General features: G+C 56.3%; 25 protein-coding genes. 15 read left to right on the forward strand and 10 right to left on the reverse strand.

All coding sequences use genetic code 11. The annotated features are described in order from the left end of the window. Entirely contained in the window at positions 1–1,947 is a 1,947-nt protein-coding gene (gene macB / locus F3J29_RS10290; RefSeq protein WP_166865882.1) for a macrolide ABC transporter ATP-binding protein/permease MacB, read from the reverse strand. Next, positions 1,944–3,059, reverse strand: coding sequence for a macrolide transporter subunit MacA (gene macA / locus F3J29_RS10295; protein WP_166865884.1), 1,116 nt, complete (start codon positions 3,057–3,059; stop codon positions 1,944–1,946). The genes macB and macA overlap by 4 nt, the downstream gene beginning before the upstream one ends. Positions 3,060–3,201: 142 nt before the next feature. Between macA and F3J29_RS10300 the strand changes: the two genes are divergently transcribed. Continuing rightward, the gene (locus F3J29_RS10300; protein WP_166865886.1) at positions 3,202–4,149 is read left to right on the forward strand and encodes a VirK/YbjX family protein; all 948 of its coding nucleotides are present in this window, start codon (positions 3,202–3,204) and stop codon (positions 4,147–4,149) included. Positions 4,150–4,170: 21 nt separating this feature from the next. On the opposite strand, the gene F3J29_RS10305 is transcribed toward F3J29_RS10300, so the two are convergent. Beyond that, entirely contained in the window at positions 4,171–5,826 is a 1,656-nt protein-coding gene (locus F3J29_RS10305; protein WP_166865887.1) for an ATP-dependent endonuclease, read from the reverse strand. A 410-nt stretch (positions 5,827–6,236) separates the two neighbouring features. On the opposite strand from F3J29_RS10305, the gene aqpZ reads away from it, so the two are divergent. From aqpZ to hcr, 4 genes are all read left to right on the forward strand, one after another. Then, a complete protein-coding gene (aqpZ, locus tag F3J29_RS10310; RefSeq protein ID WP_039291469.1) occupies positions 6,237–6,932 on the forward strand; it encodes an aquaporin Z in 696 nt (231 codons plus the stop codon). Positions 6,933–7,079: 147 nt separating this feature from the next. After that, complete coding sequence (locus F3J29_RS10315; protein WP_166865889.1) at positions 7,080–7,979, forward strand: LysO family transporter; 900 nt, start codon at positions 7,080–7,082, stop codon at positions 7,977–7,979. 141 nt (positions 7,980–8,120) lie between these two features. Next, on the forward strand, positions 8,121–9,773 hold the full coding sequence (hcp, locus tag F3J29_RS10320; RefSeq protein ID WP_166865890.1) for a hydroxylamine reductase: 1,653 nt from the start codon (positions 8,121–8,123) through the stop codon (positions 9,771–9,773). 9 nt (positions 9,774–9,782) lie between these two features. Further along, entirely contained in the window at positions 9,783–10,751 is a 969-nt protein-coding gene (gene hcr / locus F3J29_RS10325; protein WP_166865892.1) for an NADH oxidoreductase, read from the forward strand. A 34-nt stretch (positions 10,752–10,785) separates the two neighbouring features. Here hcr and F3J29_RS10330 read toward each other — a convergent pair whose 3' ends face one another. Next, the gene (locus F3J29_RS10330; RefSeq protein WP_166865894.1) at positions 10,786–11,217 is read right to left on the reverse strand and encodes a DoxX family protein; all 432 of its coding nucleotides are present in this window, start codon (positions 11,215–11,217) and stop codon (positions 10,786–10,788) included. Positions 11,218–11,367: 150 nt separating this feature from the next. Between F3J29_RS10330 and poxB the strand changes: the two genes are divergently transcribed. The 4 genes from poxB (at position 11,368) to F3J29_RS10350 (ending at position 16,722) form a co-directional block, all read left to right on the forward strand. Then, on the forward strand, positions 11,368–13,089 hold the full coding sequence (gene poxB / locus F3J29_RS10335) for a ubiquinone-dependent pyruvate dehydrogenase (RefSeq protein WP_166865896.1): 1,722 nt from the start codon (positions 11,368–11,370) through the stop codon (positions 13,087–13,089). A gap of 65 nt (positions 13,090–13,154) precedes the next feature. After that, on the forward strand, positions 13,155–14,156 hold the full coding sequence (gene ltaE / locus F3J29_RS10340) for a low-specificity L-threonine aldolase (RefSeq protein ID WP_166865898.1): 1,002 nt from the start codon (positions 13,155–13,157) through the stop codon (positions 14,154–14,156). Between the two features lie 15 nt (positions 14,157–14,171). Beyond that, positions 14,172–15,623: an SDR family oxidoreductase gene (locus F3J29_RS10345; RefSeq protein WP_166865900.1), complete on the forward strand. Its 1,452-nt coding sequence runs from the start codon at positions 14,172–14,174 to the stop codon at positions 15,621–15,623. Positions 15,624–15,711: 88 nt separating this feature from the next. After that, a complete protein-coding gene (locus tag F3J29_RS10350) occupies positions 15,712–16,722 on the forward strand; it encodes a 3-beta-hydroxysteroid dehydrogenase (protein ID WP_166865902.1) in 1,011 nt (336 codons plus the stop codon). Here the strand turns inward: F3J29_RS10350 and F3J29_RS10355 are convergent. After that, on the reverse strand, positions 16,719–17,549 hold the full coding sequence (locus F3J29_RS10355) for an N-acetylmuramoyl-L-alanine amidase (RefSeq protein WP_166865904.1): 831 nt from the start codon (positions 17,547–17,549) through the stop codon (positions 16,719–16,721). The two genes, F3J29_RS10350 and F3J29_RS10355, sit on opposite strands and share 4 nt — an antisense overlap. Beyond that, positions 17,546–17,869, reverse strand: a complete 324-nt coding sequence (locus F3J29_RS10360) for a heavy metal-binding domain-containing protein (RefSeq protein ID WP_039301492.1) — start codon at positions 17,867–17,869, stop codon at positions 17,546–17,548. Before F3J29_RS10360 ends, F3J29_RS10355 begins: the two co-directional genes overlap by 4 nt. 108 nt (positions 17,870–17,977) lie before the next feature. Here F3J29_RS10360 and F3J29_RS10365 point away from each other — a divergent pair, with 108 nt between their 5' ends. The 6 genes from F3J29_RS10365 (at position 17,978) to artJ (F3J29_RS10390) (ending at position 22,490) form a co-directional block, all read left to right on the forward strand. Then, the gene (locus tag F3J29_RS10365; protein ID WP_166865906.1) at positions 17,978–18,502 is read left to right on the forward strand and encodes a lipoprotein; all 525 of its coding nucleotides are present in this window, start codon (positions 17,978–17,980) and stop codon (positions 18,500–18,502) included. 227 nt (positions 18,503–18,729) lie between these two features. Continuing rightward, entirely contained in the window at positions 18,730–19,458 is a 729-nt protein-coding gene (artP, locus tag F3J29_RS10370) for an arginine ABC transporter ATP-binding protein ArtP (RefSeq protein WP_166865908.1), read from the forward strand. A 20-nt stretch (positions 19,459–19,478) separates the two neighbouring features. Continuing rightward, positions 19,479–20,210 (forward strand): arginine ABC transporter substrate-binding protein, encoded by a 732-nt coding sequence (gene artJ / locus F3J29_RS10375; RefSeq protein WP_008461077.1) that lies wholly within the window; start codon positions 19,479–19,481, stop codon positions 20,208–20,210. Between the two features lie 8 nt (positions 20,211–20,218). Beyond that, positions 20,219–20,935 (forward strand): arginine ABC transporter permease ArtQ, encoded by a 717-nt coding sequence (artQ, locus tag F3J29_RS10380; RefSeq protein ID WP_166865910.1) that lies wholly within the window; start codon positions 20,219–20,221, stop codon positions 20,933–20,935. Then, positions 20,935–21,603 carry an arginine ABC transporter permease ArtM gene (gene artM, locus F3J29_RS10385; RefSeq protein ID WP_061274240.1) on the forward strand — a complete coding sequence of 223 codons (669 nt, stop codon included), beginning with the start codon at positions 20,935–20,937 and terminating at the stop codon, positions 21,601–21,603. The genes artQ and artM overlap by 1 nt, the downstream gene beginning before the upstream one ends. A gap of 155 nt (positions 21,604–21,758) precedes the next feature. Further along, positions 21,759–22,490, forward strand: coding sequence for an arginine ABC transporter substrate-binding protein ArtJ (gene artJ / locus F3J29_RS10390; protein WP_166865912.1), 732 nt, complete (start codon positions 21,759–21,761; stop codon positions 22,488–22,490). A 358-nt stretch (positions 22,491–22,848) separates the two neighbouring features. On the opposite strand, the gene rlmC is transcribed toward artJ (F3J29_RS10390), so the two are convergent. The 4 genes from rlmC to potH form a co-directional block, all read right to left on the reverse strand. Then, positions 22,849–23,979 carry a 23S rRNA (uracil(747)-C(5))-methyltransferase RlmC gene (gene rlmC / locus F3J29_RS10395; RefSeq protein ID WP_166865914.1) on the reverse strand — a complete coding sequence of 377 codons (1,131 nt, stop codon included), beginning with the start codon at positions 23,977–23,979 and terminating at the stop codon, positions 22,849–22,851. Positions 23,980–24,027: 48 nt separating this feature from the next. Then, positions 24,028–24,501 (reverse strand): YbjO family protein, encoded by a 474-nt coding sequence (locus F3J29_RS10400; RefSeq protein WP_166865916.1) that lies wholly within the window; start codon positions 24,499–24,501, stop codon positions 24,028–24,030. A 75-nt stretch (positions 24,502–24,576) separates the two neighbouring features. Then, a complete protein-coding gene (potI, locus tag F3J29_RS10405) occupies positions 24,577–25,422 on the reverse strand; it encodes a putrescine ABC transporter permease PotI (RefSeq protein ID WP_008461065.1) in 846 nt (281 codons plus the stop codon). Continuing rightward, positions 25,419–26,381 carry a putrescine ABC transporter permease PotH gene (gene potH, locus F3J29_RS10410; protein ID WP_166865918.1) on the reverse strand — a complete coding sequence of 321 codons (963 nt, stop codon included), beginning with the start codon at positions 26,379–26,381 and terminating at the stop codon, positions 25,419–25,421. Before potH ends, potI begins: the two co-directional genes overlap by 4 nt. Positions 26,382–26,388: the final 7 nt, after the last annotated feature.

Here is a 26,388-nt window from a genome sequence, read left to right on the forward strand (position 1 = left end):
TTACTCACGGGCTAATGCATCGATAGGGTTCAGGCGCGCCGCATTTCTGGCCGGCAACCAGCCAAAGAGGACGCCCGTTGCCGTGGAGCAACCAAACGCGGTCAGCAGCGCCACCGGCGAGAAACCTATCTGCCAGCCCGGCAGCACCAGCTGCAGTGTGAACGCGATAATCAGCGACAGCGATATCCCAAGCGCACCACCGACCAGGCAAACCAGCACCGCCTCAATTAAAAACTGCTGTAGTACATCGCTGGCTCGCGCACCCACCGCCATACGAATACCGATCTCTTTGGTCCGTTCAGTGACCGACACCAGCATAATATTCATGACACCAATCCCTCCAACCAACAGCGAAATAACGGCCACCAGCGTCAGGAACATCTGAAGAGTACGTGTGGTCTTTTCCGCCGTTTTCAACAGCCCGTCCATGTTATAGGTGAAAAAGTCTTTCTTGCCATGACGCAGCGACAGCAGACGATTAAGCTGCTGCTCGGCTTCGTGACTGTCATACCCTTCTTTAACACGGACAGTTATCGAGTTGAGCCAGCTCTGCCCCATCACACGCCCGGCCATCGTGTTATACGGCAGCCAGACGCGCAGCACTTTGCTGCTGCCGAACATCGACTGTTTCTCTTCCGCCACGCCAATCACCGTGGCGGGCATATTGCCCACCAGCACAACCTCCCCGACAACATCACTTTTGTTCGGGAAAAGCTGTCTTTTGCTGTTGGCATCCAGCACCACAACCTGCGCCCGCCCCTGCATCTGCTCATCGTTAAAGCTTGCGCCCTGGCTCATGGTCATGCCGTAAACATCAAAATAGTCGCCGCTGACGCCATTGACGCTCGCCGCCGCATCCACATTGCCGTAGCGAAGGCGTAAATTGCTGGAAATAGAAGGCGTGGCCGAACTCACCCAGGGCTGCTGGCCAATCGCCAGCAAATCATCATATTTTAATGCTTGCTGGAACTGCGGATTATCATCACCAAAATCTTTACCAGGGTAGACATCGATCGTATTGGTGCCAATGGAGCGAATATCCTCCAGCACCATCTGCTTGGCGGCATCGCCCACCACGACAATGGAGACCACCGAGGCAATACCAATAATAATGCCAAGCATGGTCAGCAACGTGCGCATCTTGTTCGCGGCCATCGCCAGCCAGGCCATGCCGAGCGCCTCGCGAAAGCTACTGATAACTTGCTGTATTGACGAGCCGCGCCGAAGCGTTTGATTTTCAACCCTTCGCGCCGCAGGCTGATGAACAGGCGGAGGGTTATTGATAATTTCTCCGTCGCGAATTTCGATAATACGCTGAGCCTGTGCCGCCACGGTCGGATCGTGAGTCACGATAATCACCGTATGCCCGCGCTCGCACAGCTGCTTCAGCGTAGCCATCACTTCTTCACCGGAATGGCTGTCCAGCGCGCCCGTAGGCTCATCCGCCAAAATCACCTGGCCACCGTTCATCAACGCACGGGCAATACTGACGCGCTGCTGTTGCCCCCCCGAAAGCTGCGAAGGAAGATACTCAACCCGCTCCTTTAGCCCAAGACGCCCAAGTAACTCATGCGCACGCTGCTGACGCTCGGCTCTCGTTGTCCCGGCGTACACCGCAGGGACTTCAACATTTTGAGAAGCGTTGAGGTGAGAAAGCAGATGATAACGCTGGAAGATAAAGCCGAAATGCTCGCGACGCAGCGTCGCCAGCGCATCGTTATCCAGCCCCGACACATCCACGCCCGCCACTTTATAGCTGCCGCTGCTGGGTTTATCCAGGCAACCGAGGATGTTCATTAGCGTCGATTTACCGGAACCGGACGCGCCGACAATCGCCACCATCTCCCCGGCTTCAATCGTCAGGCTGATGCCTTTTAGCACCTCGATCTGCTCTTCGCCTGAAGGGTAGCTGCGGCGAATGTCCTTTAGTTCAAGCAGCGCGGTCATTTGCTGCTCCCGGCATTGGCGCGACCAGTCACCACCTCTTCGCCTTCTTCCAGCCCGTTAACGACCTGAACCTGCGTGTCGTTACGCACACCGATAGTTATCTCACGGGTTTTGGTTTCCCCATTGCGCAGCACCGTGATGTTATAGCGATTATCACCACTCGGTTCACCCAGCGCGGCCAGCGGAATCGTCAGCACATCTTTTACGCCGCCGAGTTGAATATGCACCTGAGCAGTCATATCCAGACGCAGAATGCCTTTCGGATTCGGCACCTCAAAACGCGCATTATAGAAAATGGCCTCATTGACTTTGTCTGGCGTCGGCAGGATATCTTTCAGCACGCCTTCATAGCGCGTCGTCGGGTCGCCAAGTACCGTAAACCAGGCTTTCTGGCCCGGTTTGAGATGGATAACATCGGCTTCGGAGACCTGAGCTTTCACGAGCATCGTGCTTAAATCAGCCAGCGTCAGAATATTTGGTGCCTGCTGTGCGGCAATGACGGTTTGCCCCTGCAGCGTCGTTATCTGCGTCACTTCCCCCGCCATTGGCGCGACGATGCGGGTGAACTCGAGGTTGGTTTTTGCGGTGCTCAAAGAGGCCTGATTGCGCTTGATTTGAGCATCAATGGTGCCGATCTGCGCCTCTTTTACCGCCAAATCGGTTGCCGCCTTATCCAGATCCTGGCGAGACACTGCCTGGGTTTTTGCCAGCGCCTGCTGGCGAGAGAGCGTCACCGCGGCAAGCTTACTTTCGGCTACGGACTGCATGCGCTGGGCCCGTAACTCCATCAGCGTGGCTTCAACCTCTTTGACCTGGTTTTCAGCCTGTTCGGGATCGATAACCCCCAAAAGCTGATCTTTTTTTACTTTATCGCCGATGCTAACCGACAGCGTTTTTAACTGCCCGCTCACCTGCGCCCCGACGTCGACTTTGCGCACGGCATCGAGCTTTCCGGTGGCCAGAACGCTTTGCTGAAGCGAAGACTTACGCACAATCATCGTTTGATATTGCGGGGCTGGCACATGCAAAAACTGCCAAAGCCAGAGGAAAAATATCACCACCACCAGCGCGTAAAGCCAATAACGCTTTTTAAATTTTCCCTTAATTTTCATATAAATCCTGAAATAGCTAACGCATGATTAAACAGTTCTTAAACAAACTGCACAATGTGAAGATATGTAACAGTTATTGAACGTCGGTTGACATCCGACATGCTGAAATAGTGCCACCTTTCCCGAATATCAGGTTGTTATTATGTCCCAGATCGCTGCCGCGCATGTTACCGAAACCCTGCCTCAAACAGGCTGGAAACTCTTCCTTTCCCTCGCGACGGGCGAATGGCAGCCGGGAGCATCCTGGGGCAAGAAGGCTTACCGCCGCAAGTTTATTTTACGCTCACTGGCGATGCCTGTGTACACCGCGAGCCTGATGAACAGCCTCGCAGGCCAGCCTCATCTAGCCAGTATGCTGAACGCTCAGCCTGGCCTGCCTTGCCGCCTGCATCGTCCTTACCTTGCGCTGCCGCTAAAACGCAAGCATACGCGGGATACTATCGCTTACCACTACCAGAAAATTGCCGAGAAAATGCCGAAAAAATTGCTTAACGGCCATTTCTCTACCGAAGGTTACCGCCTGGCCACGCTGGTAGGCAAAAACAACGAGCTGATGTTTATCGACCTGACCTCTCACGATATTGAAGGTAAAGAAGGCGAAGCCTTCCTGAACTTCTGTAACGAAGAGGGCGTTCCCCTGGCGCGCATGACCTTCACGCTCAGCCAGTTTGAAGGCAAGAACACCTTCTTTATTGGCTGCCTGCAGGGCGCAAAACCCTGGGTACCTCATGAAGCGATTCAGGCTGCCACGAAAGCCTGCCACGGATTGTTCCCGAAACGCATGCTGCTTGAGGTTGCCTGTGAGCTGGCGAAGCTTCTCGACGCAGAGCGCATTCTGGCCGTAGGCAACAGCACGCATATTTACCGTTCATGGCGCTACGAGAAAAAGAAAAAAGACAGTCTACATGCGGACTATGACAGTTTCTGGCAGTCCATGAGCGGCGAACCTCGCGCCGATGGCCTGTATGCTCTGCCGTTCAGCGTCGAACGCAAACCGTTGGAAGATATTGCCAGCAAAAAACGTGCAGAGTATCGCCGCCGCTATGAACTGCTCGATGGCATGATGAGCAGCATCAACAGCCATTTCTAAAACGACTTTGCCAGCCGGGCGCTAATCCGCCCGGCCACGCGCCAGCCAGAGCACCCTGGAAAACATTTTTCTCAGTAAAGGCGGGACCGCATCCACGCCCCTGCGCCCGGCTTCCAGCGCCACTTCGATAGCTAAATCCGGCTTTGACGAGCGATGAATAGCTTTCGTAATAATCCTGCGCAAATTCATCGGCACATTTTCGGGCAGCTGAGCCACGCGATGAAACACATCTGAAAAACCCTGCCGATACATAAAATGCTCCATATCCAGCGCAGGCAACGCCGTCAGGTGATCGCGTTCCCGATCTCGATCGTTGTCCAGCAAGCCGCGCACGGTAGCCGCATATTTTTTGCCGGCATCATCCCCGTCCACCAGCACATGCCATTCAATGCCCATTCGGCGCGCGAACTTAATCAACGGGCGCAAGCCGGATTGCGCAAACTCGATAACCTTCACACCTTCGGCATCAAAATGGTGTCCACACTGCCGCGCCAGTTCGTTCATCACCCACACTTCGGTCTCGCCTTCCACCAGCAGCCAGCAGCGGGCAAAGAGCGAAGACGCGCGATTAAAACGAATGTGAAAAGCAATTCGGCGGCTGTCTTCGGCGTTCATCCCCCCCGGTCCAAGCCGCCACGCGGCCACGCGGGAAGATTCACGTACCAGCCGGCAAACATGCTCTACCGGCGTCAACGAGAGCAATTCTCCGGAATTTGTCGTGGTAATTTTTTGCAGCGGCAGCAGATTCAGCAGGTGCCAGGCGACAGACAACATAATCGGGTGCAGACGCGTTTCAGGATCTTCCACCAGCAGCAGCGGGCGGGCGTCCCTGTCGAGCGCAATACTGCCTTTTGCCTGTAGCAACGTGGAAAACATGCCCAGCAGGATCATGCGGTGCGAACGACTGCCTGGTTTGTCGATCATCCGGTTGATCACATCCAGATAGCGCCAGCTGCGCTGCTCATCGTGAGAACGCCGCCGCATCAGGCGCTGGTGCGCTATCGCGCCCTGCTCAGAGAAATAGTGTTCGAGCAGTTGCACCATGGCCGACAGCCCCTGGCGCAGCTGAGCATCGGTGAGATTTTGCGGCCTTGATACCAGCTCTCTCGCCAGGAAATCCAGCTGGCGCGCGGTCAGCTCCGTTTCCGGCATTTCCGGCATGCTGCCGTTGCGCAGTCGCCGCATGAACCGAGCATCTCTGAGGCGCAGCACGGGGTTCAGCCGCGTGATATTCATCGCCATGTCGTCAATTTCGTCCAGCGCCAGCGGCTGGCCGTGGGCATTGAGAAAGCTTCGCAGCGTTAAAACCGTCCCTTCATCCCCAAGCTCTCCTTCCAGACGGTAGTAAATACGATGAAAGCCGTCGTTCCCCTCGACCCAAACCGGGGAAAGATTACGATACCGGCGCCCTAAATGGTGGCCGGATGCGGCTTCGCGGAAGGTCAGGATAATTTGCAGGTGACTTTCACGCCCATGCAGCTCGCCGGGGGGAAAATAAAAATCTTCGCGAACAAAATGGTACAGCTCCCAGTGTGGAGAAAGTAGCAGGGTCAGCGCATCCAGCAGACTGGATTTACCCCAGGCATTTTCGCCAATCAGCACATTGTTTTGCTCAAGCATTAACGACAAACGGTTAATACCGCGAAAACCAACTATCTCAACCCGCTCGAGAAACATATCGCCTCCTGTGCATCCGCTTTTATCCATCGTCCTTTTCGAGTATAGCGGCAACCCGGAGCGCAATGTAACCACACAATGTCAAAGCGTTACGCGATAAAAACACGCCGCGCTTACCATAATCCATTCGTGCTGATAGGGAATTTTTTATTATCCGGAATATTCTTACTTCATTCAAAGATAACCTATACTTCTGCTACCTCTCCTCAGAAAAGGAATAACACCTCATTGCCCTAAATCAAAAAACCGGAGTTTATTGTGCTGGTGGCGAATTGACGAAATACCTAATATTAACGCGCATTTAATATTACTTTCGTCATTCACTTAATGACGGTGAATTAGCGACAGTCGGGGTCATGTCATTTAGCGCATGAGCCTTGTATTGTTTCTGGCTTTTATCAGAGGTGGTTATGTTTAGAAAATTAGCAGCCGAGTTCTTCGGAACGTTCTGGCTGGTATTTGGTGGCTGCGGTAGCGCAGTATTAGCGGCAGCATTTCCGGAATTAGGCATTGGTTTTGTGGGCGTCGCGCTTGCATTTGGTTTAACCGTGCTGACCATGGCCTTTGCCGTCGGTCATATTTCCGGTGGCCACTTCAACCCGGCCGTCACGCTTGGCCTGTGGGCCGGTGGCCGCTTCCCGGCTAAAGAAGTGATTGGCTACATCATTGCCCAGGTGATTGGCGGTATTGTTGCAGCCGCTATCCTTTATTTAATCGCCAGCGGTAAAGCAGGTTTTGATGCAGCAGCCAGCGGTTTTGCTTCTAACGGCTACGGTGAACATTCCCCGGGCGGATATTCCATGCTGTCCGCCATTGTGATTGAAATCGTATTAACCTGCGGATTCCTGATTGTTATTCACGGTGCAACGGACAAATTTGCTGCACCGGGCTTTGCGCCAATAGCCATTGGCCTGGCATTAACCTTAATTCACTTAATTAGTATTCCGGTTACCAATACCTCCGTAAACCCTGCGCGCAGTACCGCAGTGGCTATTTTCCAGGGAGGTTGGGCGCTGGATCAGCTGTGGCTTTTCTGGGTCATGCCTATTATTGGTGGGATTCTGGGCGGTATTATTTATCGTACCCTGCTGGAAAAACGCAGCTAAGTCTCCATGCAGGCTTACCCCGGTAAGCCTGCTGTTTTCTTTTTTCCCCCACGCAAAGCTTTTTCTTCGCCCCTACTCGACTCAATTCATTTCTTTCGGTAGTGTGACATCCGTCGTAACATTTTAACTACAAGGATTGTCCCTCCCATGCTGTCAGGATTACTTATTATCCTGGTGCCGTTGCTCGCCGGTTACCTGATCCCACTGAAACAACCCCACCTGCTGAGGCTGATTCACCGCCTGCTGGGCTGGATTGTTTACGTGATCCTCTTCCTGATGGGCATTAGCCTGGCGTTTCTCGATAATCTCGCCAGCAACCTGCTGACTATCCTGCATTACTCGGTGATAAGCATCGGGGTGATCCTGCTGTGTAACATCGCCGGCCTCTTGCTGCTGGAACGTTCTCTCCCGTGGCGGCATCAGCACAAACAGGAAAAACTGCCCTCGCGTCTGGCGATGGCCCTGGAATCCTTACAGCTTTGCGGCGTAGTGGCTTTGGGCTTCCTGCTGGGGCTAACCGGGTTTGAGGTGCTTAAATACGCCACAGAGGCCAGCGAATACACGCTTATCTTCCTGCTGCTGCTGGTCGGGATCCAGCTTCGCAACAGCGGCATGACCTTCCGGCAAATCGTTCTCAACCGCCGCGGTATTATTGTCGCCATTGTGGTTGTCCTGAGTTCGATGGTTGCCGGGGTGATTAACGCCCTGCTGCTTGGCCTGCCGATAAAAACAGGTCTGGCTATGGCCTCCGGGTTCGGCTGGTATTCGCTGTCCGGGATCCTGATGACCGAGTCCTACGGGCCGGTGATCGGCAGCGCGACCTTCTTTAACGATCTGGTACGGGAGCTACTGGCGATTATGCTTATTCCGGCACTGGTACGCCGCAGCCGCTCCACGGCGCTCGGCCTGTGTGGCGCAACCTCAATGGACTTTACCCTGCCGGTGCTGCAGCGCAGCGGCGGCGTGGAAATTGTGCCTGCCGCCATCGTTCACGGGTTTATTCTTAGTCTGCTGACCCCACTGCTTATCGCCTTCTTCGCCGCCTGATACCTCTCTGGCGGTAGCCTGCTGCCGCCAAAGTTGAGCTATATCAATCTCCCTTTAAGTTGCACCAAAAAGTCCTTTTAACCTGTTAATCCGCAGCCTAACCTTAAACATGTATTTAAAATATAACTTTAAGGTGACATCATGTTTTGTGTGCAATGTGAACAGACCATTCGTACCCCGGCCGGGGACGGCTGCGCCTATGCCCAGGGCGTCTGCGGTAAAACGGCACAAACTTCCGATCTACAGGATCTGCTGATCGCGACACTGCAGGGGCTGTCCGCCTGGGCCGTTGCCGCGCGCGAACGTGGCATTATCGATCACGAAATTGATAACTTTGCTCCCCGCGCTTTCTTCTCAACGCTGACCAACGTGAACTTCGACTCCGCCCGCATCGTTGGCTATGCCCGCGATGCCATTGCGATGCGCGAAGATCTGAAAGCCCGCACGCTGGCTATCGATCCTGCGGCCATCGTCTCTAACCCGATGGCAGAGCTTCAGCTGGTCAGCAGCGATCTCGGTGAACTGCAGCGTCAGGCTGCAGAATTCACGCCAAATCGTGATAAAGCCGACATCGGCGAAGATATTCTCGGCCTGCGCCTGCTGTGCCTGTACGGCATGAAAGGCGCTGCCGCTTACATGGAACACGCGCACGTTCTGGGCCAGTACGACAACGATATTTACGCCCAATATCATAAAATCATGGCGTGGCTCGGCACCTGGCCTGCGGATATGGGCGCGCTGCTGGACTGCTCTATGGAAATCGGCCAGATGAACTTCAAAGTGATGAGCATTCTGGATCTGGGGGAAACGGACAAATACGGCCATCCCACCCCAACCCAGGTTAACGTGCGCCCGGTCGCCGGGAAGTGCATCCTGATTTCCGGCCATGACCTGAAAGATCTCTATAACTTGCTCGAGCAAACCGAAGGCACCGGCGTGAACGTCTACACCCACGGTGAAATGCTTCCGGCACACGGCTATCCAGAACTGCGGAAATTCAAACACCTGGTCGGCAACTACGGCAGCGGCTGGCAGAACCAGCAGACTGAATTTGCCCGCTTCCCTGGCCCTATAGTCATGACTTCCAACTGCATCATCGACCCGACCGTGGGCTCGTACGATGACCGTATCTGGACCCGCAGCATCGTCGGCTGGCCGGGCGTCAGCCACCTCGAAGGCGACGACTTTGGCCCGGTGATTACTCAGGCACAGCAAATGGCGGGCTTCCCGTACAGCGAAATCGAGCATCTGATCACCGTCGGCTTTGGCCGCCAGACGCTGCTGGGTGCCGCAGATACGCTTATCGACCTGGTCAGCCGGGAAAAACTTCGCCACATCTTCCTGGTCGGCGGCTGTGACGGCGCGCGCGGGGAACGTAACTACTTCACCGACTTCGCTACCAGCGTCCCGCAGGACTGCCTGATCCTGACCCTCGCCTGCGGCAAATACCGCTTTAACAAGCTGGACTTCGGCAACATCGAAGGGCTGCCTCGGCTGGTGGACGCCGGCCAGTGTAACGACGCTTATTCAGCGATTATTCTTGCGGTTACCCTTGCTGAGAAACTCGGCTGCGGCGTGAACGACCTGCCGCTGAGCCTCGTGCTCTCCTGGTTTGAGCAAAAGGCGATTGTGATTCTGCTCACGCTGCTGTCGCTCGGCGTGACTAACATCGTGACCGGTCCGACCGCACCGGGCTTCCTGACGCCAAATCTGCTGGCGGTGCTGAACGAGAAATTTGGCCTGCGCGCCATCACCACCGTTGAGCAAGACATCCAACAGTTAATGAGCGCGTAAGGAGCAGCCATGACCATGCCAACGCCGCTGTGCCCGCACCGTATGCAGGTACACCATATTCACCAGGAAACGCCGGATGTCTGGACGCTGTCGCTGATCAACCACGACTTCTATCCCTACAAAGCCGGACAATATGCCCTGGTGAGCATTCGCAACGGCAGCGAGACGCTGCGGGCCTACACGATTTCATCCACTCCGGGTCTGAGCGAGTTCATCACGCTGACGGTACGGCGCATCGACGGCGGCGCTGGCTCAGAGTGGCTGACCGGGGAAGTGAAAGTCGGCGACTACCTGTGGCTGTCTGAAGCCCAGGGCGAGTTCAGCTGTGAAAACATCTTGTCGGAGCGCTATTTGCTGCTGGCGGCGGGCTGCGGCGTCACGCCGGTTATGGCCATGCGCCGCTGGCTGGCAAAGCATCGCCCGCAGGCGGACGTGCAGGTCATCTACAATGTGCGTTCCCCGCAGGACGTGATTTTTGCTGAAGAATGGCGGCATTACCCGGTCACGCTGGTGGCAGAAAATAACGCGACCCACGGCTTTATCGCCGGGCGGCTAACCCGCGAGATCCTGGCCGCGGTGCCGGATATCGCCAGCCGCACGGTGATGACCTGCGGGCCAGCGCCTTATATGGCCATGGTTGAGAAAGAAGTGAAAGCGTTAGGGGTAACGGCGTTTTACCAGGAAGTGTTCTTCACGCCAGCCGCTGCGCCAACAGCGGGCGGCCTGAAATTCACCACGCTCCAGCCGATACGCGAGTTTTATTCGCCGGTGGGCAGTACTTTGCTTGCCGCGCTCGAAAGCAACAGCGTGCCGGTGAATGCCGCCTGTCGTGCCGGGGTTTGCGGCTGCTGCAAAACGAAAGTGATCTCCGGTGACTATACCGTCTCGAGCACCATGACGCTGACGGAAGAGGAAATTGCCAGCGGCTACGTGCTGGCCTGCTCCTGCCACCCTCAGAGCGACCTGGTGCTCGCCTGAGCTAAAAAGGCACCTCGCGGTGCCTTTTCTTTTTCTACCGCCAGGCAGACTTGCCAAACGCATAACGCCCTGCGCCGCAAAAAACTATCGCCAGCGCGCCGAGGAAAAAGTACATCAGGCTTTCAATGCCCCAGGCCCCGGTTTTATCCAGCATAAAGGTTTCCCCTACGCCCACCAGCAGCCAGGCCACAATCATGGTGAACGCCAGCCCAAGCGCGGACAGCCGGGTAAGGATCCCCAAAAGAATCAGCAGCGGGGCAAGCACCTCGCCCAGCAGCACACCGTAGGCGACAAACTCCGGAATGCCATGCGCGACCAGCATTCCTTTAATTCCGCCTACGCCGCCAAACAGCTTGTGCAGACCGTGAAAGAGCATCAGCCCGCCGACCGCAAGGCGCAGTAACAGTTTTCCCAGATCGTCTTTATTTAGCGTGCCATTCACTACATTTAACAATTTAGTAACCATATGAATTGCCACCCTTTTAAAATGATAACGAGAATAATTTACGCTTAATATTTGCTAACAAATAGCCCCAGATTTAGGGAGGCCATTCCCTGCCGTTACGCAGAATTGAACTAAGCTTGTAAGCGCTATCACACTGGACAAGGAAAACCGATGAAACAATCCGTAGCGGCCTGGCTGGCCAAAACCCTTGAGAGCGCGGGCGTGAAACGTATCTGGGGCGTCACCGGCGATTCCCTGAACGGCCTCAGCGACAGCCTCAACCGGATGGGCACGATTAAATGGATGCCAACTCGCCATGAAGAAGTCGCCGCTTTTGCCGCCGGGGCCGAAGCGCATCTCACCGGCGAGCTTGCGGTCTGCGCCGGCTCATGTGGGCCAGGTAACCTGCACCTGATAAACGGCCTGTACGATTGCCACCGCAATCACGTGCCCGTTCTCGCCATTGCCGCCCATATTCCCTCCAGCGAAATAGGCAGCGGCTATTTTCAGGAAACACATCCCGAAGAGCTTTTCCGCGAATGTAGCCACTATTGCGAACTGGTTTCTAACCCGGAGCAGATCCCGCAGATATTGGCGATTGCCATGCGCAAAGCCATTCTGAATCGAGGCGTTTCCGTGGTGGTGCTCCCCGGCGACGTGGCGCTCAAACCCGCGCCAGAACATGCCACGACGCACTGGTATCCTGCGCCGCAGCCCATTGTGGTTCCCCCCCACGATGAGCTTAAAAAGCTCGCCCAGCTACTGCGCTACAACGACAATATCGCCCTGATGTGCGGCAGCGGATGCGCTGGGGCGCATGCTGAGCTGGTGCAGCTGGCGGCAACCCTTAAAGCGCCTATTGTTCACGCCCTGCGTGGTAAAGAGCACGTTGAGTACGACAACCCTTACGACGTCGGCATGACCGGATTAATCGGCTTCTCATCCGGCTTCCACACCATGATGAACGCGGACACGCTGATCCTGCTCGGCACCCAGTTCCCTTACCGCGCGTTCTACCCGACGGATGCAAAAATTATCCAGATTGATATCAACCCCGGCAGTATCGGCGCGCACAGCAAGGTGGACATGGCGCTGGTGGGCGATATCAAAGCCACACTGTCGGCCCTGTTGCCGATGCTGGAAGAGAAAACCAACCGCAGCTTCCTCGATAAAGCGCTGGAGGATTACCGCAAAGCGCGTGAAGGACTGGATGAGCTGGCCAAACCCTCGGAAGGCAAGCAAATTCACCCGCAATATCTGGCGCAGCAAATCAGCCATTACGCTGCCGATGATGCCATTTTTACCTGCGACGTAGGCACACCTACCGTCTGGGCCGCGCGCTACCTGAAAATGAACGGCAAACGTCGCCTGCTGGGCTCGTTTAACCACGGCTCAATGGCTAACGCTATGCCGCAGGCGCTGGGCGCCAAAGCCACCGCCCCGGATCGCCAGGTGGTGGCGATGTGCGGCGACGGCGGTTTCAGTATGCTGATGGGCGACTTCCTGTCCGTCTCGCAAATGAAGTTGCCGATTAAAATCGTGGTGTTCAACAACAGCGTCCTCGGATTTGTGGCGATGGAGATGAAAGCCGGGGGTTACTTGACCGACGGCACTGAACTGCACGACACCAACTTTGCCCGTATCGCCGAAGCCTGCGGCATCACCGGCATCCGCGTTGAAAAACCTGAAGAGCTGAACGCCGCGCTGGAAAAAGCCTTCAGCACCGATGGCCCGGTACTGGTCGATGTTGTCGTCGCCAAAGACGAGCTGGCTATCCCGCCGCAGATCAAGCTGGAACAGGCGAAAGGGTTCAGCCTTTATATGCTGCGCGCCATCATCAGCGGGCGAGGAGATGAAGTGATCGAGCTGGCGAAAACCAACTGGTTCCGGTAAAAAAGAAGGTTGCCTCAGGCGCCCGGATAACCGTCCGGGCGCAGCCTCTTGATAAAGGACCCGTCATGATCGATTTACGCAGCGATACCGTTACCCGCCCTTCCCGCGCCATGCTGGAGCAAATGATGGCCGCCCCGACCGGGGATGATGTTTACGGCGACGACCCCACTGTTAACGAACTTCAGGCATACGCGGCAAAAATCAGCGGGAAAGAAGCTGCCCTGTTTTTACCTACCGGCACGCAGGCCAACCTCGTGGCTTTGCTGAGCCACTGCGAGCGCGGCGAAGAGTACATCGTCGGCCAGGCCGCGCATAACTACCTGTATGAGGCGGGCGGCGCAGCGGTGCTGGGCAGCATTCAGCCTCAGCCCATTGAAGCAGATCGCGACGGCACGCTGCCGCTGGATAAAGTGGCGGCAAAAATTAAACCGGACGATATTCACTTCGCCCGCACCAAATTGCTGAGTCTTGAAAATACCCATAACGGCAAAGTGCTGCCGCGCGAATACCTCCAGCAGGCCTGGGAGTTCACCCGCAAGCACAATCTGGCGCTGCACGTAGACGGCGCGCGTATTTTTAACGCCGTGGTGTCCTACGGCTGCCAGCTGGAAGAGATTACTCGCTACTGCGACAGCTTCACTATCTGCCTGTCGAAAGGCCTGGGCACGCCGGTTGGCTCCCTGCTGGTGGGCAGCAAAGAGTACATCAAGCGCGCCGTACGCTGGCGCAAAATGACGGGCGGCGGCATGCGTCAGGCCGGCATCCTCGCGGCGGCAGGCCTGTATGCGCTGAAAAATAACGTTGAGCGCCTGAAAGAAGACCACGACAACGCCCACTGGCTGGCAGGCGAGCTGCGCGAAATCGGCGTCGATGTGATGCGTCAGGACACCAACATGGTCTTTGTACGCATGACGGCGGAAGAAGCGGAAGATTTAGGGCCCTACATGCGCGAGCGCGGCATCATCATCAGCGCAGGCCCGGCAACTCGCCTGGTCACCCATCTGGACGTCACCCGCAGCCAGCTGGCTGAAGTCGTCGCACACTGGCGCAGCTTCCTGCAAAACTAACGGGAATCAGGGACGATGGCAGAACCTCAAAGGATACTGATCCTCGGCGCCAGCGGCTATATTGGCCAGCACCTGGTGCCGTTACTCGTGGCGGCGGGACATCACGTCACCGCCGCAGCCCGCCGCATTGACTGGCTGAAAAAGCAACCGTGGCCGGGCGTCGAATGCCGGCACGTGGATTTGCACTGGCCGCACCGCCTGGGCGCCTTACTGGAAAGCGTGGATACGGTGTATTACCTGATCCACAGCATGGGCGACGGCGATAATTTTCTGGAGTTTGAACGCCAGGCGGCGCTGAATATGCGTGACGCGTTGACCGAACATCCGGTTAAGCAGGTCATTTTCCTCAGCTCATTGCAGGCCAAAAGCGGACAAACGCATTCTAAGCATCTGAGAGCCCGGCAAATCACCGCGGATATTCTGCGTGATTCTGGCGTACCGGTCACCGAACTGCGCGCAGGGATTATTGTGGGCGCTGGCTCTGCGGCCTTCGAGGTTATGCGGGATATGGTCTACAACCTGCCGGTGCTGACGCCACCGCGCTGGGTTCGCTCCCGGACTTCACCGATTGCTTTGGATAACCTGCTGCACTACCTCGTCGCACTGCTGGACCATCCGGCCACAGAACATCGCCTGTTTGAAGCCGCCGGGCCGGAAATCCTGAGCTATCAGCAACAGTTTGAGCGCTTTATGGCTATCAGCGGCCGCCGCCGACCGCTGATCCCCGTGCCACTCCCCACTAGCTGGATTTCCGTATGGTTTCTGAATGTCATTACCTCGGTGCCGCCCGGTATTGCTAAGGCGCTGATTCAGGGTCTGGAACATGATTTGCTGGCGGACGACCGTAGCCTGCGCGAACGCATCCCGCAGCAGCTCATCAGCTTTGACGACGCCGTGCGCCTGACCCTGGCGAACGAGCACCAGCTCGCCAACTCCCAGGACTGGGGCTACGACGCCCAGGCGTTTGCCCGCTGGCGACCCGACTACGGTTTTTTTGCCAAACAGGCGGGCTGTACGCTGACCACCCAGGCCCCGCTCTCTTCGCTCTGGCGGGTCATCAACCAGCTAGGCGGCAAAGAGGGCTACTTTTTTGGCAACGTTCTGTGGAAAACCCGCGCGCTGATGGATTTACTGGTTGGACATCGGCTTGCCAAAGGGCGGCCAGATAAAGCCAGGCTGGAAGTGGGTGACGCCGTCGATAGCTGGAAAGTGATTATCGCCGAGCCGGAAAAAGAGCTGACGCTGCTGTTTGGCATGAAGGCTCCGGGCCTTGGGCGGCTATCATTCACGTTGCAGGATGATGGCCACCAGCGCCGGCTGGACGTCAGAGCCTGGTGGCACCCTCACGGCTGCGCCGGTTTGCTCTACTGGCTGGTGATGATCCCCGCCCATCTCTTTATCTTTAAGGGAATGGCGCGGCGAATTGTTCATTTAGCGGAACAAAACTCGATCAAAAAGAGAAGTTAGCTCCTAATCTTTCAGTATTCCCATTGCATGCGCTGCCGTTTCACGGAAAAATGCGCAGCGTTAATCTCAAACAAAACGAGTTGGTCACATGAAGGTACTGGTCACGGGCGCAACCAGCGGTTTAGGCCGAAACGCGGTCGAGTATTTACGCGCCAGGGGCATCAGCGTTCGGGCCACCGGGCGCAACGAAGCGATGGGCAAACTGCTGCAGAAAATGGGCGCCGAATTTGTCCATGCCGACCTGACAGAGCTGGTCTCTTCCCAGGCTAAGGTGATGCTCGCCGACGTCGACACGCTCTGGCACTGCTCCAGCTTCACCTCGCCGTGGGGAACCCAGCAAGCCTTTGACCTCGCCAACGTTCGCGCCACGCGCCGTCTGGGTGAATGGGCCGTGGCCTGGGGCGTACGTGACTTTATTCATATCTCGTCGCCGTCGCTCTACTTCGACTACCACCACCACCGAAACATCAGCGAAGATTTTCGCCCGGTGCGTTTCGCCAACGAATTTGCCCGTAGCAAAGCCGCCAGCGAAGAGGTGATTCAGCTGCTGGCGCAGGCCAACCCGAACACGCGTTTTACCATTCTGCGCCCACAAAGCCTGTTTGGGCCGCACGATAAAGTGTTTTTCCCGCGTCTGGTGCAGATGATGCGCCACTACGGGAGCGTACTGCTGCCGCGCGGCGGCGATGCGCTGGTGGATATGACCTATCTTGAAAACGCAGTACACGCGATGTGGCTGGCAACGCAGAAACAGGATTTACCTTCTGGCCGCGCCTACAACATCACCAATATGGAAGCGCGCCCGCTGCGGACTATCGTGCAGAAGCTGATCGACGAGCTGGGCATTAAATGCCGCATTCGCTCGGTGCCCTACCCGATGCTGGATATTATCGCCCGCAGCCTGGAGCACTTTGGCAATAAGTCTGCCAAAGAGCCGGTGCTCACGCACTACGGCGTCTCCAAGCTGAACTTCGACTTAACGCTGGACACCACGCGTGCGGAAACGGAGCTGGGCTACCAGCCTATCATCACCCTTGATGAAGGCATTCGCCGGACCGCGCTGTGGTTGAAAGATCACGGCACGCTGCACCGGGGCTAACCCTGGCCATATTTCTCCAGTAATGCCTCGGCAATCGCCAGGCTTTCCGCATCCACCTCGCCGCTGTAGTTGGCCGGGCGGAAGTGCATCTGGAAGGCGGTAATCACTCTTTTCTGCTGCGCCTCAGTCATGCCCGGCAGCACTTCGTAGCCATATCGGGAAAGCACATCCAGCAGCTCTGTTTTATCCACGGGCTGCAGCGGGCCGCGGCCGTTAAGATAAAACGCCACTCTAGCGGCGTCCGGCCATGCGCCAATCCCTTTTTCCGCAAATTGCTTCCAGGGGAACAGCGGGCCAGGATCAACCTTGCGCTGCGGCGCGATATCTCCGTGAGCCACCACGTTCTGCGGGGCGATGTTATAGCGCGCAATAATCTGCTTCGCTAAATCCTCAAGCACCGCAATCTGCGGCTGACTGAAGGGATAAAAGCGCTGAACACCACCCACCCGCGTGTAGCCCTGGTTTTCCAGCTCAATCCCTACGGATGTGTCGTTAATTCGCGTAGCTCCTCGCCAGAAACTGACCCCGGCATGCCAGGCCAGCTGCGCTTCCGGCACCAGTTGCCAGACAACGGGTTTCCCGCCGGACAGCGGCGGCGCGGCAGGAACAAGGTAGTGGGCGCTGACGTTACGATCGGTCAACGTGGAAAGCGAACTTGAAAAATCATCCGCCGTGTAATGGATCACCAGAATTTTCACCCGCGGATACGCGGCCTGAGCCTGATGCGTGGTGTCCACTTTATAGCTGCCTCGATCGACAATCCCTTTTTGCCCGGCGCAGCCCGCCAGTAACAGCGCCAGGGCAAGCGCTAAGATCCTGGTTTTCATTGGCGCGTTTTCACCGCCGTTCCGCTGACGCAAACCATCAGCATACTGCCGTCCTTGCCGACGGTTTCATAGTCGATATCAATCCCGACCACGGCGTTGGCGCCCAGGCTTTCGGCCTGTGCCTGAATTTCACGAAATGCGATGTCCCGCGCTTTGCGTAACTCTTTTTCATAAGCCCCGGAGCGGCCGCCGACGATATCGCGAACCCCAGCGAAAAAATCGCGGAAAATATTGGCGCCGAGGATAGCTTCCCCGGTCACCACGCCGCAGTATTCAGTAATGGTGTGGCCTTCCAGGCCTGGCGTCGTTGTAAACTGCATCACGTTCTCCTCTCTTTGCCATCAACATGTTAGCCCGGCAATCGCCACGCGATTTTGAGCCAATACGCTATGCTAAGGTAGTCCTCCTGAGAAAATAAGGAAATAAAAATGCGCAGCTCAGCTTTGGCCCTTCTCCCCTGTGCGCTGGTGTTGTCGGCCTGTACCACCGTCACCCCGGCCTTCAAAGACATCGGCACCCGCAGCGGTCCCTGCGTTAGCGGCGGCCCGGATGACGTCGCTCAGCAGTTCTATGATTACCGTATCGCGCACAAGGGCGAAGGCCTGAGTTCCGTTGCCGCGCTACGCCCTTATCTGAGCGATTCCCTGTTCCAGCTCCTGCAAAAATCCAGTGCCTCTGCGGCGGCGCAAAGTGCGTTTACCCGCAGCGATATCTTCTCCAGCCAGTCCGAAGGGCCTGACCGGGCCAGCGTGGCTTCGGCGTCAACTATCCCGAACACCGATGCGCGAAATATTCCTCTGCGCGTCGAGCTGACCCGCGGCAGCCAGACCTGGAAAGATGAAGTGTTGATGGTCCGCGAAGGCCAGTGCTGGACGGTGGACGATGTGCGTTACCTCGGCGCGGCGAGCCATGCGCCAACCGGCACGCTGCGTCAGGCAGTTGAAGGGAAATAGCGGCAATTTATGCTGACGCTATGCGGGTGGAAGAAACGTAACCCCTGTAAATAGTCTGGAATATTCAGGGATCCCGGTTTTTTATACTTAGCCACCACCCGCCTCGCTATTTTGTGCTAACTTTAGGCGAAGTAAGCCGTTACTTATAGGTTTTAACGCACAAAGATTGCATAACTATTCTGTTAAAGGTACCCTTTGCGGCCTCAATTGCTATTCAACTTCAGCGCATGAGTATTCAACTAGACAGCATTAATTGCTTTTACGGTGCCCATCAGGCGCTGTTCGATATCACACTACATTGCCCGCAGGGCGAGACGCTGGTGTTGCTGGGCCCGAGCGGTGCCGGCAAGAGCTCTCTGCTGCGCGTCCTTAACCTGCTTGAGATGCCGCGCTCCGGTAAACTAAGCATCGCGGGCGCGACTTTCGACTTTGCCAAAGCCCCCAGCGACAAAGCGATTCGCGATCTGCGCCAGAACGTCGGCATGGTCTTCCAGCAATACAATTTGTGGCCGCACTTAACCGTGCTGCAAAACCTGATTGAAGCACCGTGCCGCGTGCTCGGATTAAGCAAAGATCGAGCGCGTGAACGCGCCGATAAACTGCTTGAGCGCCTGCGCCTGAAGCCTTACATGGATCGCTATCCGCTGCACCTTTCCGGCGGCCAGCAACAGCGTGTTGCCATTGCCCGCGCCCTGATGATGGAGCCGCAGATTCTGCTGTTTGATGAGCCTACCGCCGCTCTGGACCCGGAAATCACCGCGCAGATCGTCAGCATTATCCGCGAACTGGCGGAAACCAACATTACTCAGGTCATCGTGACCCATGAAGTAGAAGTGGCGCGTAAAACCGCCAGCCGCGTGGTGTATATGGAAAACGGCCACATCATCGAACAAGGTGATGCCAGCTGCTTTGCTAACCCGCAAACCGATGCGTTTAAATTCTATCTCTCTCACTGATGTTGAACGGGAAAACGACAATGAAAAAAGTTTTGCTGGCCACTCTTTTAGCCACTCTGAGCCTTTCTGCTACCGCCGCACAGACTATCCGTTTTGCTACCGAAGCCTCTTACCCTCCGTTTGAGTCTATCGACGCCAACAACAAGATCGTCGGCTTTGACGTTGACCTGGCAAACGCCCTTTGCAAACAGATCGATGCCACCTGTACCTTCACCAACCAGGCGTTTGATAGCCTGATCCCAAGCCTGAAATTCCGCCGTATTGACGCGGTAATGGCGGGAATGGACATCACCCCTGAACGTGAAAAACAGGTGCTGTTCACCAAACCTTACTATGACAACTCCGCGCTGTTTGTTGGCGTGAAGGGCAAGTACGCAGATATTGCGGCGCTGAAAGGCAAAAAAGTGGGCATCCAGAACGGGACCACCCACCAGAAATACATCACCGACAAGCACCCGGAAATCACCACCGTGCCTTACGACAGCTACCAGAACGCTAAGCTGGATCTGCAGAACGGTCGTATCGACGCGGTCTTCGGCGACACCGCCGTGGTGACCGAGTGGCTGAAAGCCAGCCCGGAACTGGTTGCCGTGGGTGATAAAGTGACCGACAAAGATTACTTCGGCACCGGCCTCGGCATCGCCCTGCGCCAGGGCAACACTGACCTGCAGAGCAAATTCAACGCCGCGCTGGATAAAGTGAAACAAGATGGCACCTACAAAGCCATCTACGACAAATGGTTCCAGAAGTAATCGACCCGATGAACGAATTGTTTCCATTAGCAAGCGCCGCCGGGATGACCGTCGGCCTTGCCGTTTGTGCCCTCATCGTCGGCCTCGTGCTGGCGATGATTTTTGCCGTCTGGGAATCCGCCAAATGGCGCCCGGTGGCATGGATAGGCTCCGGGATAGTCACGCTTTTCCGCGGCCTGCCTGAAATTCTGGTGGTGCTGTTTATCTACTTCGGCTCCTCCCAGCTGCTGCTGATGCTCTCTGACGGCTTTACCCTCAACCTCGGTTTTACCGCCATCCCGGTTAAAATGGAGATTGAGAACTTTGACGTCAGTCCGTTCCTCTGCGGCGTGATTGCCCTCTCCCTGCTCTATTCCGCCTATGCGTCGCAGACGCTGCGCGGCGCGCTGAAAGCGGTGCCGGTTGGGCAGTGGGAATCGGGCCAGGCGCTGGGTTTATCCAAAACCGCGATTTTCTTCCGGCTGGTCATGCCGCAGATGTGGCGTCACGCCCTGCCGGGCCTGGGTAACCAGTGGCTGGTGCTGCTGAAAGACACCGCGCTGGTGTCGCTTATCAGCGTCAACGACCTGATGCTGCAAACCAAAAGTATCGCCACGCGCACCCAGGAGCCGTTTACCTGGTACGTGATTGCGGCGGCGATTTATCTGGTTATTACCCTGCTGAGTCAGTACATCCTGAAGCGCATAGACCTGCGCGCCACGCGCTTTGAACGGAGACCTGGCTGATGCTCGAGTATTTACCGGAGCTGATGAAAGGTCTGCACACCAGCCTGACGCTCACCGCCGCTTCCATTGCCGTCGCGCTCGTGCTGTCGCTGCTGTTCACCATCGTTCTGACGCTTAAAACGCCGGGGCTAGTGCACATTGTGCGCGCCTACATCACACTGTTTACCGGCACGCCGCTGCTGGTGCAGATCTTCCTGATTTACTACGGTCCAGGGCAGTTCCCGTCGCTCCAGCATTATCCGGTGCTGTGGCACCTGCTTTCCGAGCCGTGGCTGTGCGCGTTGATTGCGCTCTCTCTGAACAGCGCCGCGTATACTACACAGCTGTTTTACGGGGCTATTCGCGCCATACCGGAAGGTCAGTGGCAGTCCTGCAGCGCCTTAGGGATGAGCAAGAAAGATACGCTGGCTATTCTGCTGCCTTATGCCTTCAAGCGCGCGCTCTCTTCTTACTCGAACGAAGTCGTGCTGGTGTTCAAGAGCACCTCGCTGGCCTACACCATTACGCTGATGGAAGTGATGGGCTACGGGCAGCTTCTGTATGGCCGCACCTATGATGTGGCGGTCTTCGGCGCCGCCGGTCTGGTCTACCTCATCGTCAACGGGCTGCTTACGTTGCTGATGCGCCTGATCGAACGCCGGGCGCTGGCCTTTGAACGCCGCAGCTAGACAAGCTCAGAGGAAAAGCGGGGCAACCCGCTTTTTTTACGCCCACACAAATATAATTATACATTTTTATTGCATATAAATTCACATTTTGGCATGGTGGTTAGACGCCGGGAAACGGCGATTTAAAACAATATTGACAGACAGGAGCAACACGCATGAAAAAGTTACTGTTAGCCGCTATGTTCGCTACAGCCGCATTCAGCGCGGCCGCGGCGGAGAAAATTAACTTCGGCTCTTCGGCAACCTATCCTCCTTTTGAATCTCTGGACGCCAGCAATCAGATCGTCGGTTTCGATATCGATCTGGCCAAAGCATTATGCAAACAAATGCAGGCTGAATGTACCTTCACCAACCACGCTTTCGACAGCCTGATCCCTTCCCTGAAGTTCCGTAAATACGACGCGGTGATTTCCGGGATGGATATCACGCCTGAACGTGCCAAACAGGTCGCCTTTACCAATCCGTACTACGCCAACTCGGCGGTGGTCATTGCTAAAAAAGGCCAGTTTGCCTCTCTGGACGATCTCAAAGGCAAACGCATCGGGATGGAAAACGGCACCACGCACCAGAAATACCTACAGGATAAACATCCTGAGATCAAAACCGTCTCTTACGACAGTTACCAGAACGCGATTATTGACCTGAAAAATGGCCGTATTGATGGCGTGTTTGGCGATACCGCCGTGGTGAACGAATGGCTGAAGACCAATCCGCAGCTGGGCACCGTGGGCGAGCATGTGACCGACGCACGGTACTTTGGCACCGGTTTAGGGATTGCGGTGCGCCCGGATAATCAGGCCCTGCTGAAGAAGCTGAACGACGCGCTGGCGGCGATTAAAGCGGACGGGACTTATCAGAAGATCAGTACTCAGTGGTTCCCGCAGTAAATTTACCCCCTCACCCCGGCCCTCTCCCCAAAGGGGCGAGGGAGAAAACAACAGACAGAACAGTACGCAATCTATTCCCTCTCCCTTCCGGGGAGAGGGTTAGGGTGAGGGTAAAAGAAGCAAATACGTTGTAGCTGAGAGCGTCGGGAACGCATCTCAGCCGACCCAGGACTGGGAGATAAAACGGAGGTTTGCCGCTCACGCGGTCGATTTATTTGGCCGGGAGTCCGGAGTCTCGGGGGAGTGACGGTGGCTCCCCCGAGCCGTTCACCGTCTCTGTGATGGCATATCAAACCGAACTGGACGTGAACGGAACCTTAGGCCGGGTCTGCAGAAACCACTAGCACGAATGTCAAAGTTAAGGACAACGCTCCAGCAGCGTCAACACTTCGTAATGCGAAGTATGCGGAAACATATCAAACAGCTGGGTACGCACTACCCGGTAACCCGGCAACATCTGAATATCCTTCGCCATGGTCTGCGCGTTGCAGCTTGAGTAGACGATAAACGCCGGAGCCATCTGCTCCAGATAATCACACAGCGCTTTACCGATCCCACGGCGCGGCGGGTTCACCAGCACCAGCTGCGGGATATCCTGCTGGGCGACGGCGAACTGCGTGGAATCCAGCGCCCGAAAATGAATGTTATGCAGACCCAGTTTTTCAGCCGACTGCTTCGCGCTGGCAATCGCCTCCGGGGCAATTTCGATGCCGGTTAGCTTCATCTCCGGCGTGGCGCAGTGCAGGCCAAATCCCCCCACGCCGCAGAACAGATCCCACATATGGTTGACGGGTAGCGCGCGCACCCAGTCACGGGCGGTGGCGTACAACCGGGAAGCAACCTGAGGGTTAGTCTGGAAGAAACTTTGCGGACGAATATAGAGCGGTACGCCGTTGAAAACCTCTTCGAGCGCACGCTGTTCAGTCAGCGGGATTTCCTGTTCACCTTCCATAATCGCCATGTGTACGGGCTGAATGTTGGCCGAAATCACCTTGAGCTGCGGCAGCTGTTGCTGTAGCCACGGCAGCGCCGCTTTTAACTGCTCCAGCTTGCTTTCCGAACGCAGCACAAAGCGCAGCATCATGCCGCCATCCGCCAGGCTTTCGGTCAGCAGCAGGTACTTCAGCTCGCCACGCTTGCGCGCGACGCTGTAAGGCGTTAATCCCGCCCGGGCAATAAAAGGCTTCAGTGCCGCAAAGACAGGCTCAAATGAAGCGGGATAAAGCGGGCAGTCGGTTAAATCTTCGGGCGTGCCGTCGCGGTGCAACATCCCCAGCAGCGGTTTTTCCACGCTGCCGCTGACCACCATTTTGGCTTTGTTGCGAAATGCCTGCTCAGGGCCGCTGACCGGCTGACACCACTCGCCCACCGCAATGCCTGCCAGCAGTTGCCGGAGATCGGTCATTTTAGCGAGAAGCTGGTCTTCAACCGGTTGTTCAATCCACTGGCAGGAACGGCAGCGGCCGGCATCATAGAGCGCGCATTGCATAGAGAAACCCTGAGAAAAAACGAGGGCGCAGATTGTAGCACTCTGCGCTTACTGAAGTCTGAAAAAAAGCCGACTGCGGGCAGGGACAAACAGCAAAATCAGCACCAGAATATCCGGCAGCTTTTGAGTGAACAGCGAACGGAAGATCTCACGCTTGCTGCCCCCGGCAATGCTGAATAATTCGGGGTATCCCCATCCCAGTGAGGACAGAGACAACCAGACCACGGAAATAATTTGGGTCAGCAGGAACAGCCAGCGCCCCCAGTTACGCCCTTTGACAATCACAAAGGCACAGCGCAGTTCGACAAAAAGCATCAACAGGCTGCCAAGAAAAACCAGCGTCAGGGGCCAGGTTTGCACGCTGCGGTGCACAAAATCCATCACTCCGCTAACCCCGAGCATATTAAACAGCAGCAGCAAATCCAGGCATCGGGTAGTGACGATGCCGATAGCCGCCACCATCACCAGCGTGGGGACGTTTAATTTTGCATGGGATGACCGCTGTTTCCTGATAATTTCCACAACCTCGCGTTCCTTACGTCACGGTGCCGCGACAGGCGCGGCACCGGAGGCACATCATTGCAGATTTTAGGCGTTTTAACCACGTCTTGCACTCTGGATATCGCGCAGCCGCTGCTTTTCTGCCCGCGCCATAAACCACCATGCAATCAAGCCGATAACGCCCACAACGCCGAGGATAATCGACGCCAGCGCGTTGATTTCCGGGTTGACCCCCATACGCACATTTGAGAACACCAGCATCGGCAGCGTGGTCGCCCCTGGCCCGGAGACGAAGCTGGCGATAACCAGGTCGTCAAGCGACAGCGTGAACGCCAGCAGCCAGCCAGAAATAATGGCAGGTGAGATCATTGGCACGGTGATCACAAAGAACACTTTCAGCGGCGTCGCCCCCAGATCCATCGCCGCTTCTTCGATGGAGCGATCCAGTTCCCGCAAGCGTGAGCTAATCACCACCGCAACATAGGCGGTGCAGAACGTCACATGCGCCAGCCAGATGGTAAGCATCCCCCTGTCGCTCGGCCAGCCAATCGCATGCGCCAGCGCCACGAACAGCAGTAACAGCGACAGCCCGGTGATCACATCCGGCATAACCAGCGGCGCCGTCAGCATAAAGGCAAAGCCGGTTGAGCCACGAAAGCGACCAAAACGTACCATCACTACGGCCGCAATCGTCCCCAGGATAACGGCCATCGTGGCGGCCGCCGCAGCAATGGTCAGGCTCAGGCCAACGGCGTTCATCATCGCTGAATCCCGGAACAGCTCCCCGTACCAGCGTGTTGACCAGCCGGCCCACACCGTCACCAGTTTAGAACTGTTAAACGAGTAGATAACCAGCATCAGCATGGGCGCATACAGGAAGGTAAAACCAATGACCAGAATCAGAATACGCCACGGAGAACGCACAACCGGTAAGTTGTTCATGCGTGATCCTCCGCCGCTTTGTTCTGATATTTGTGGAACCACATGATTGGCACAATCAGCAGCAGAAGCATGATAATCGCCACGGCTGAGGCCACCGGCCAGTCGCGGTTGTTAAAGAACTCCTGCCACAGGACGCGGCCAATCATGATGCTGTCCGGCCCGCCGAGCAGTTCCGGGATCACAAACTCCCCTACCGCCGGAATAAACACCAGCATCGAACCGGCAATAATCCCGCCTTTGGTGAGCGGCACAATCACGCTGAAGAACGTTTTCAGCGGCCGCGCGCCGAGATCTAACGAAGCTTCCACCAGGGAATAATCTATGCGCGTCAGCGCGGTGTAAATCGGCAGCACCATAAAGGGCAGGTAGGCATAAACCACCCCGATGTAGACCGCAAGGTTGGTGTGCAGAATCGTCAGCGGCTGGTCGATAACCCCGAGCCAAAGCAGCACGTTATTCAATATGCCGTTGTTTTTCAGGATGCCCATCCACGCATACACGCGGATCAGAAACGAGGTCCATGAAGGCAGGATCACCAGCAACAGCAGGATGTTTCGCGTTGAGGGTTTACTGTGTGCCACCGCCCACGCGAGCGGATAGCCCAGCGCCAGACAGCACAGCGTTGAAATTGCCGCCACCTGCAAAGACTGCAAGTAAGCCTCGAAGTAGAGCGGATCGTCGGTCAGCTGGAAGTAGTTCGCCAGATTCAGGGTGATCGACAGCTGGCCATCGGCCCAGCTCACCAGATCGCTGTAAGGTGGGATCGCCCGGGCTATTTCCGAAAAACTGATTTTAAAAACAATCAGGAACGGCAGCATAAACAGCAGGATCAGCCACAGATACGGCAGCGCGATCGCCAGTTTGCGCCCGTGAGCCATCTGCAAACGGGCAAGCAAACGCTTCACGCCCGAGGATTGAGGAACCGCCGTCTCTGCCGGGCCTTCAGAAAGTGTTGTCATCTTGCCC

Origin of the sequence: Enterobacter sp. Cy-643 (genome assembly GCF_011752815.1) — a bacterium.
In the GTDB taxonomy this organism is placed as follows: domain Bacteria; phylum Pseudomonadota; class Gammaproteobacteria; order Enterobacterales; family Enterobacteriaceae; genus Cedecea.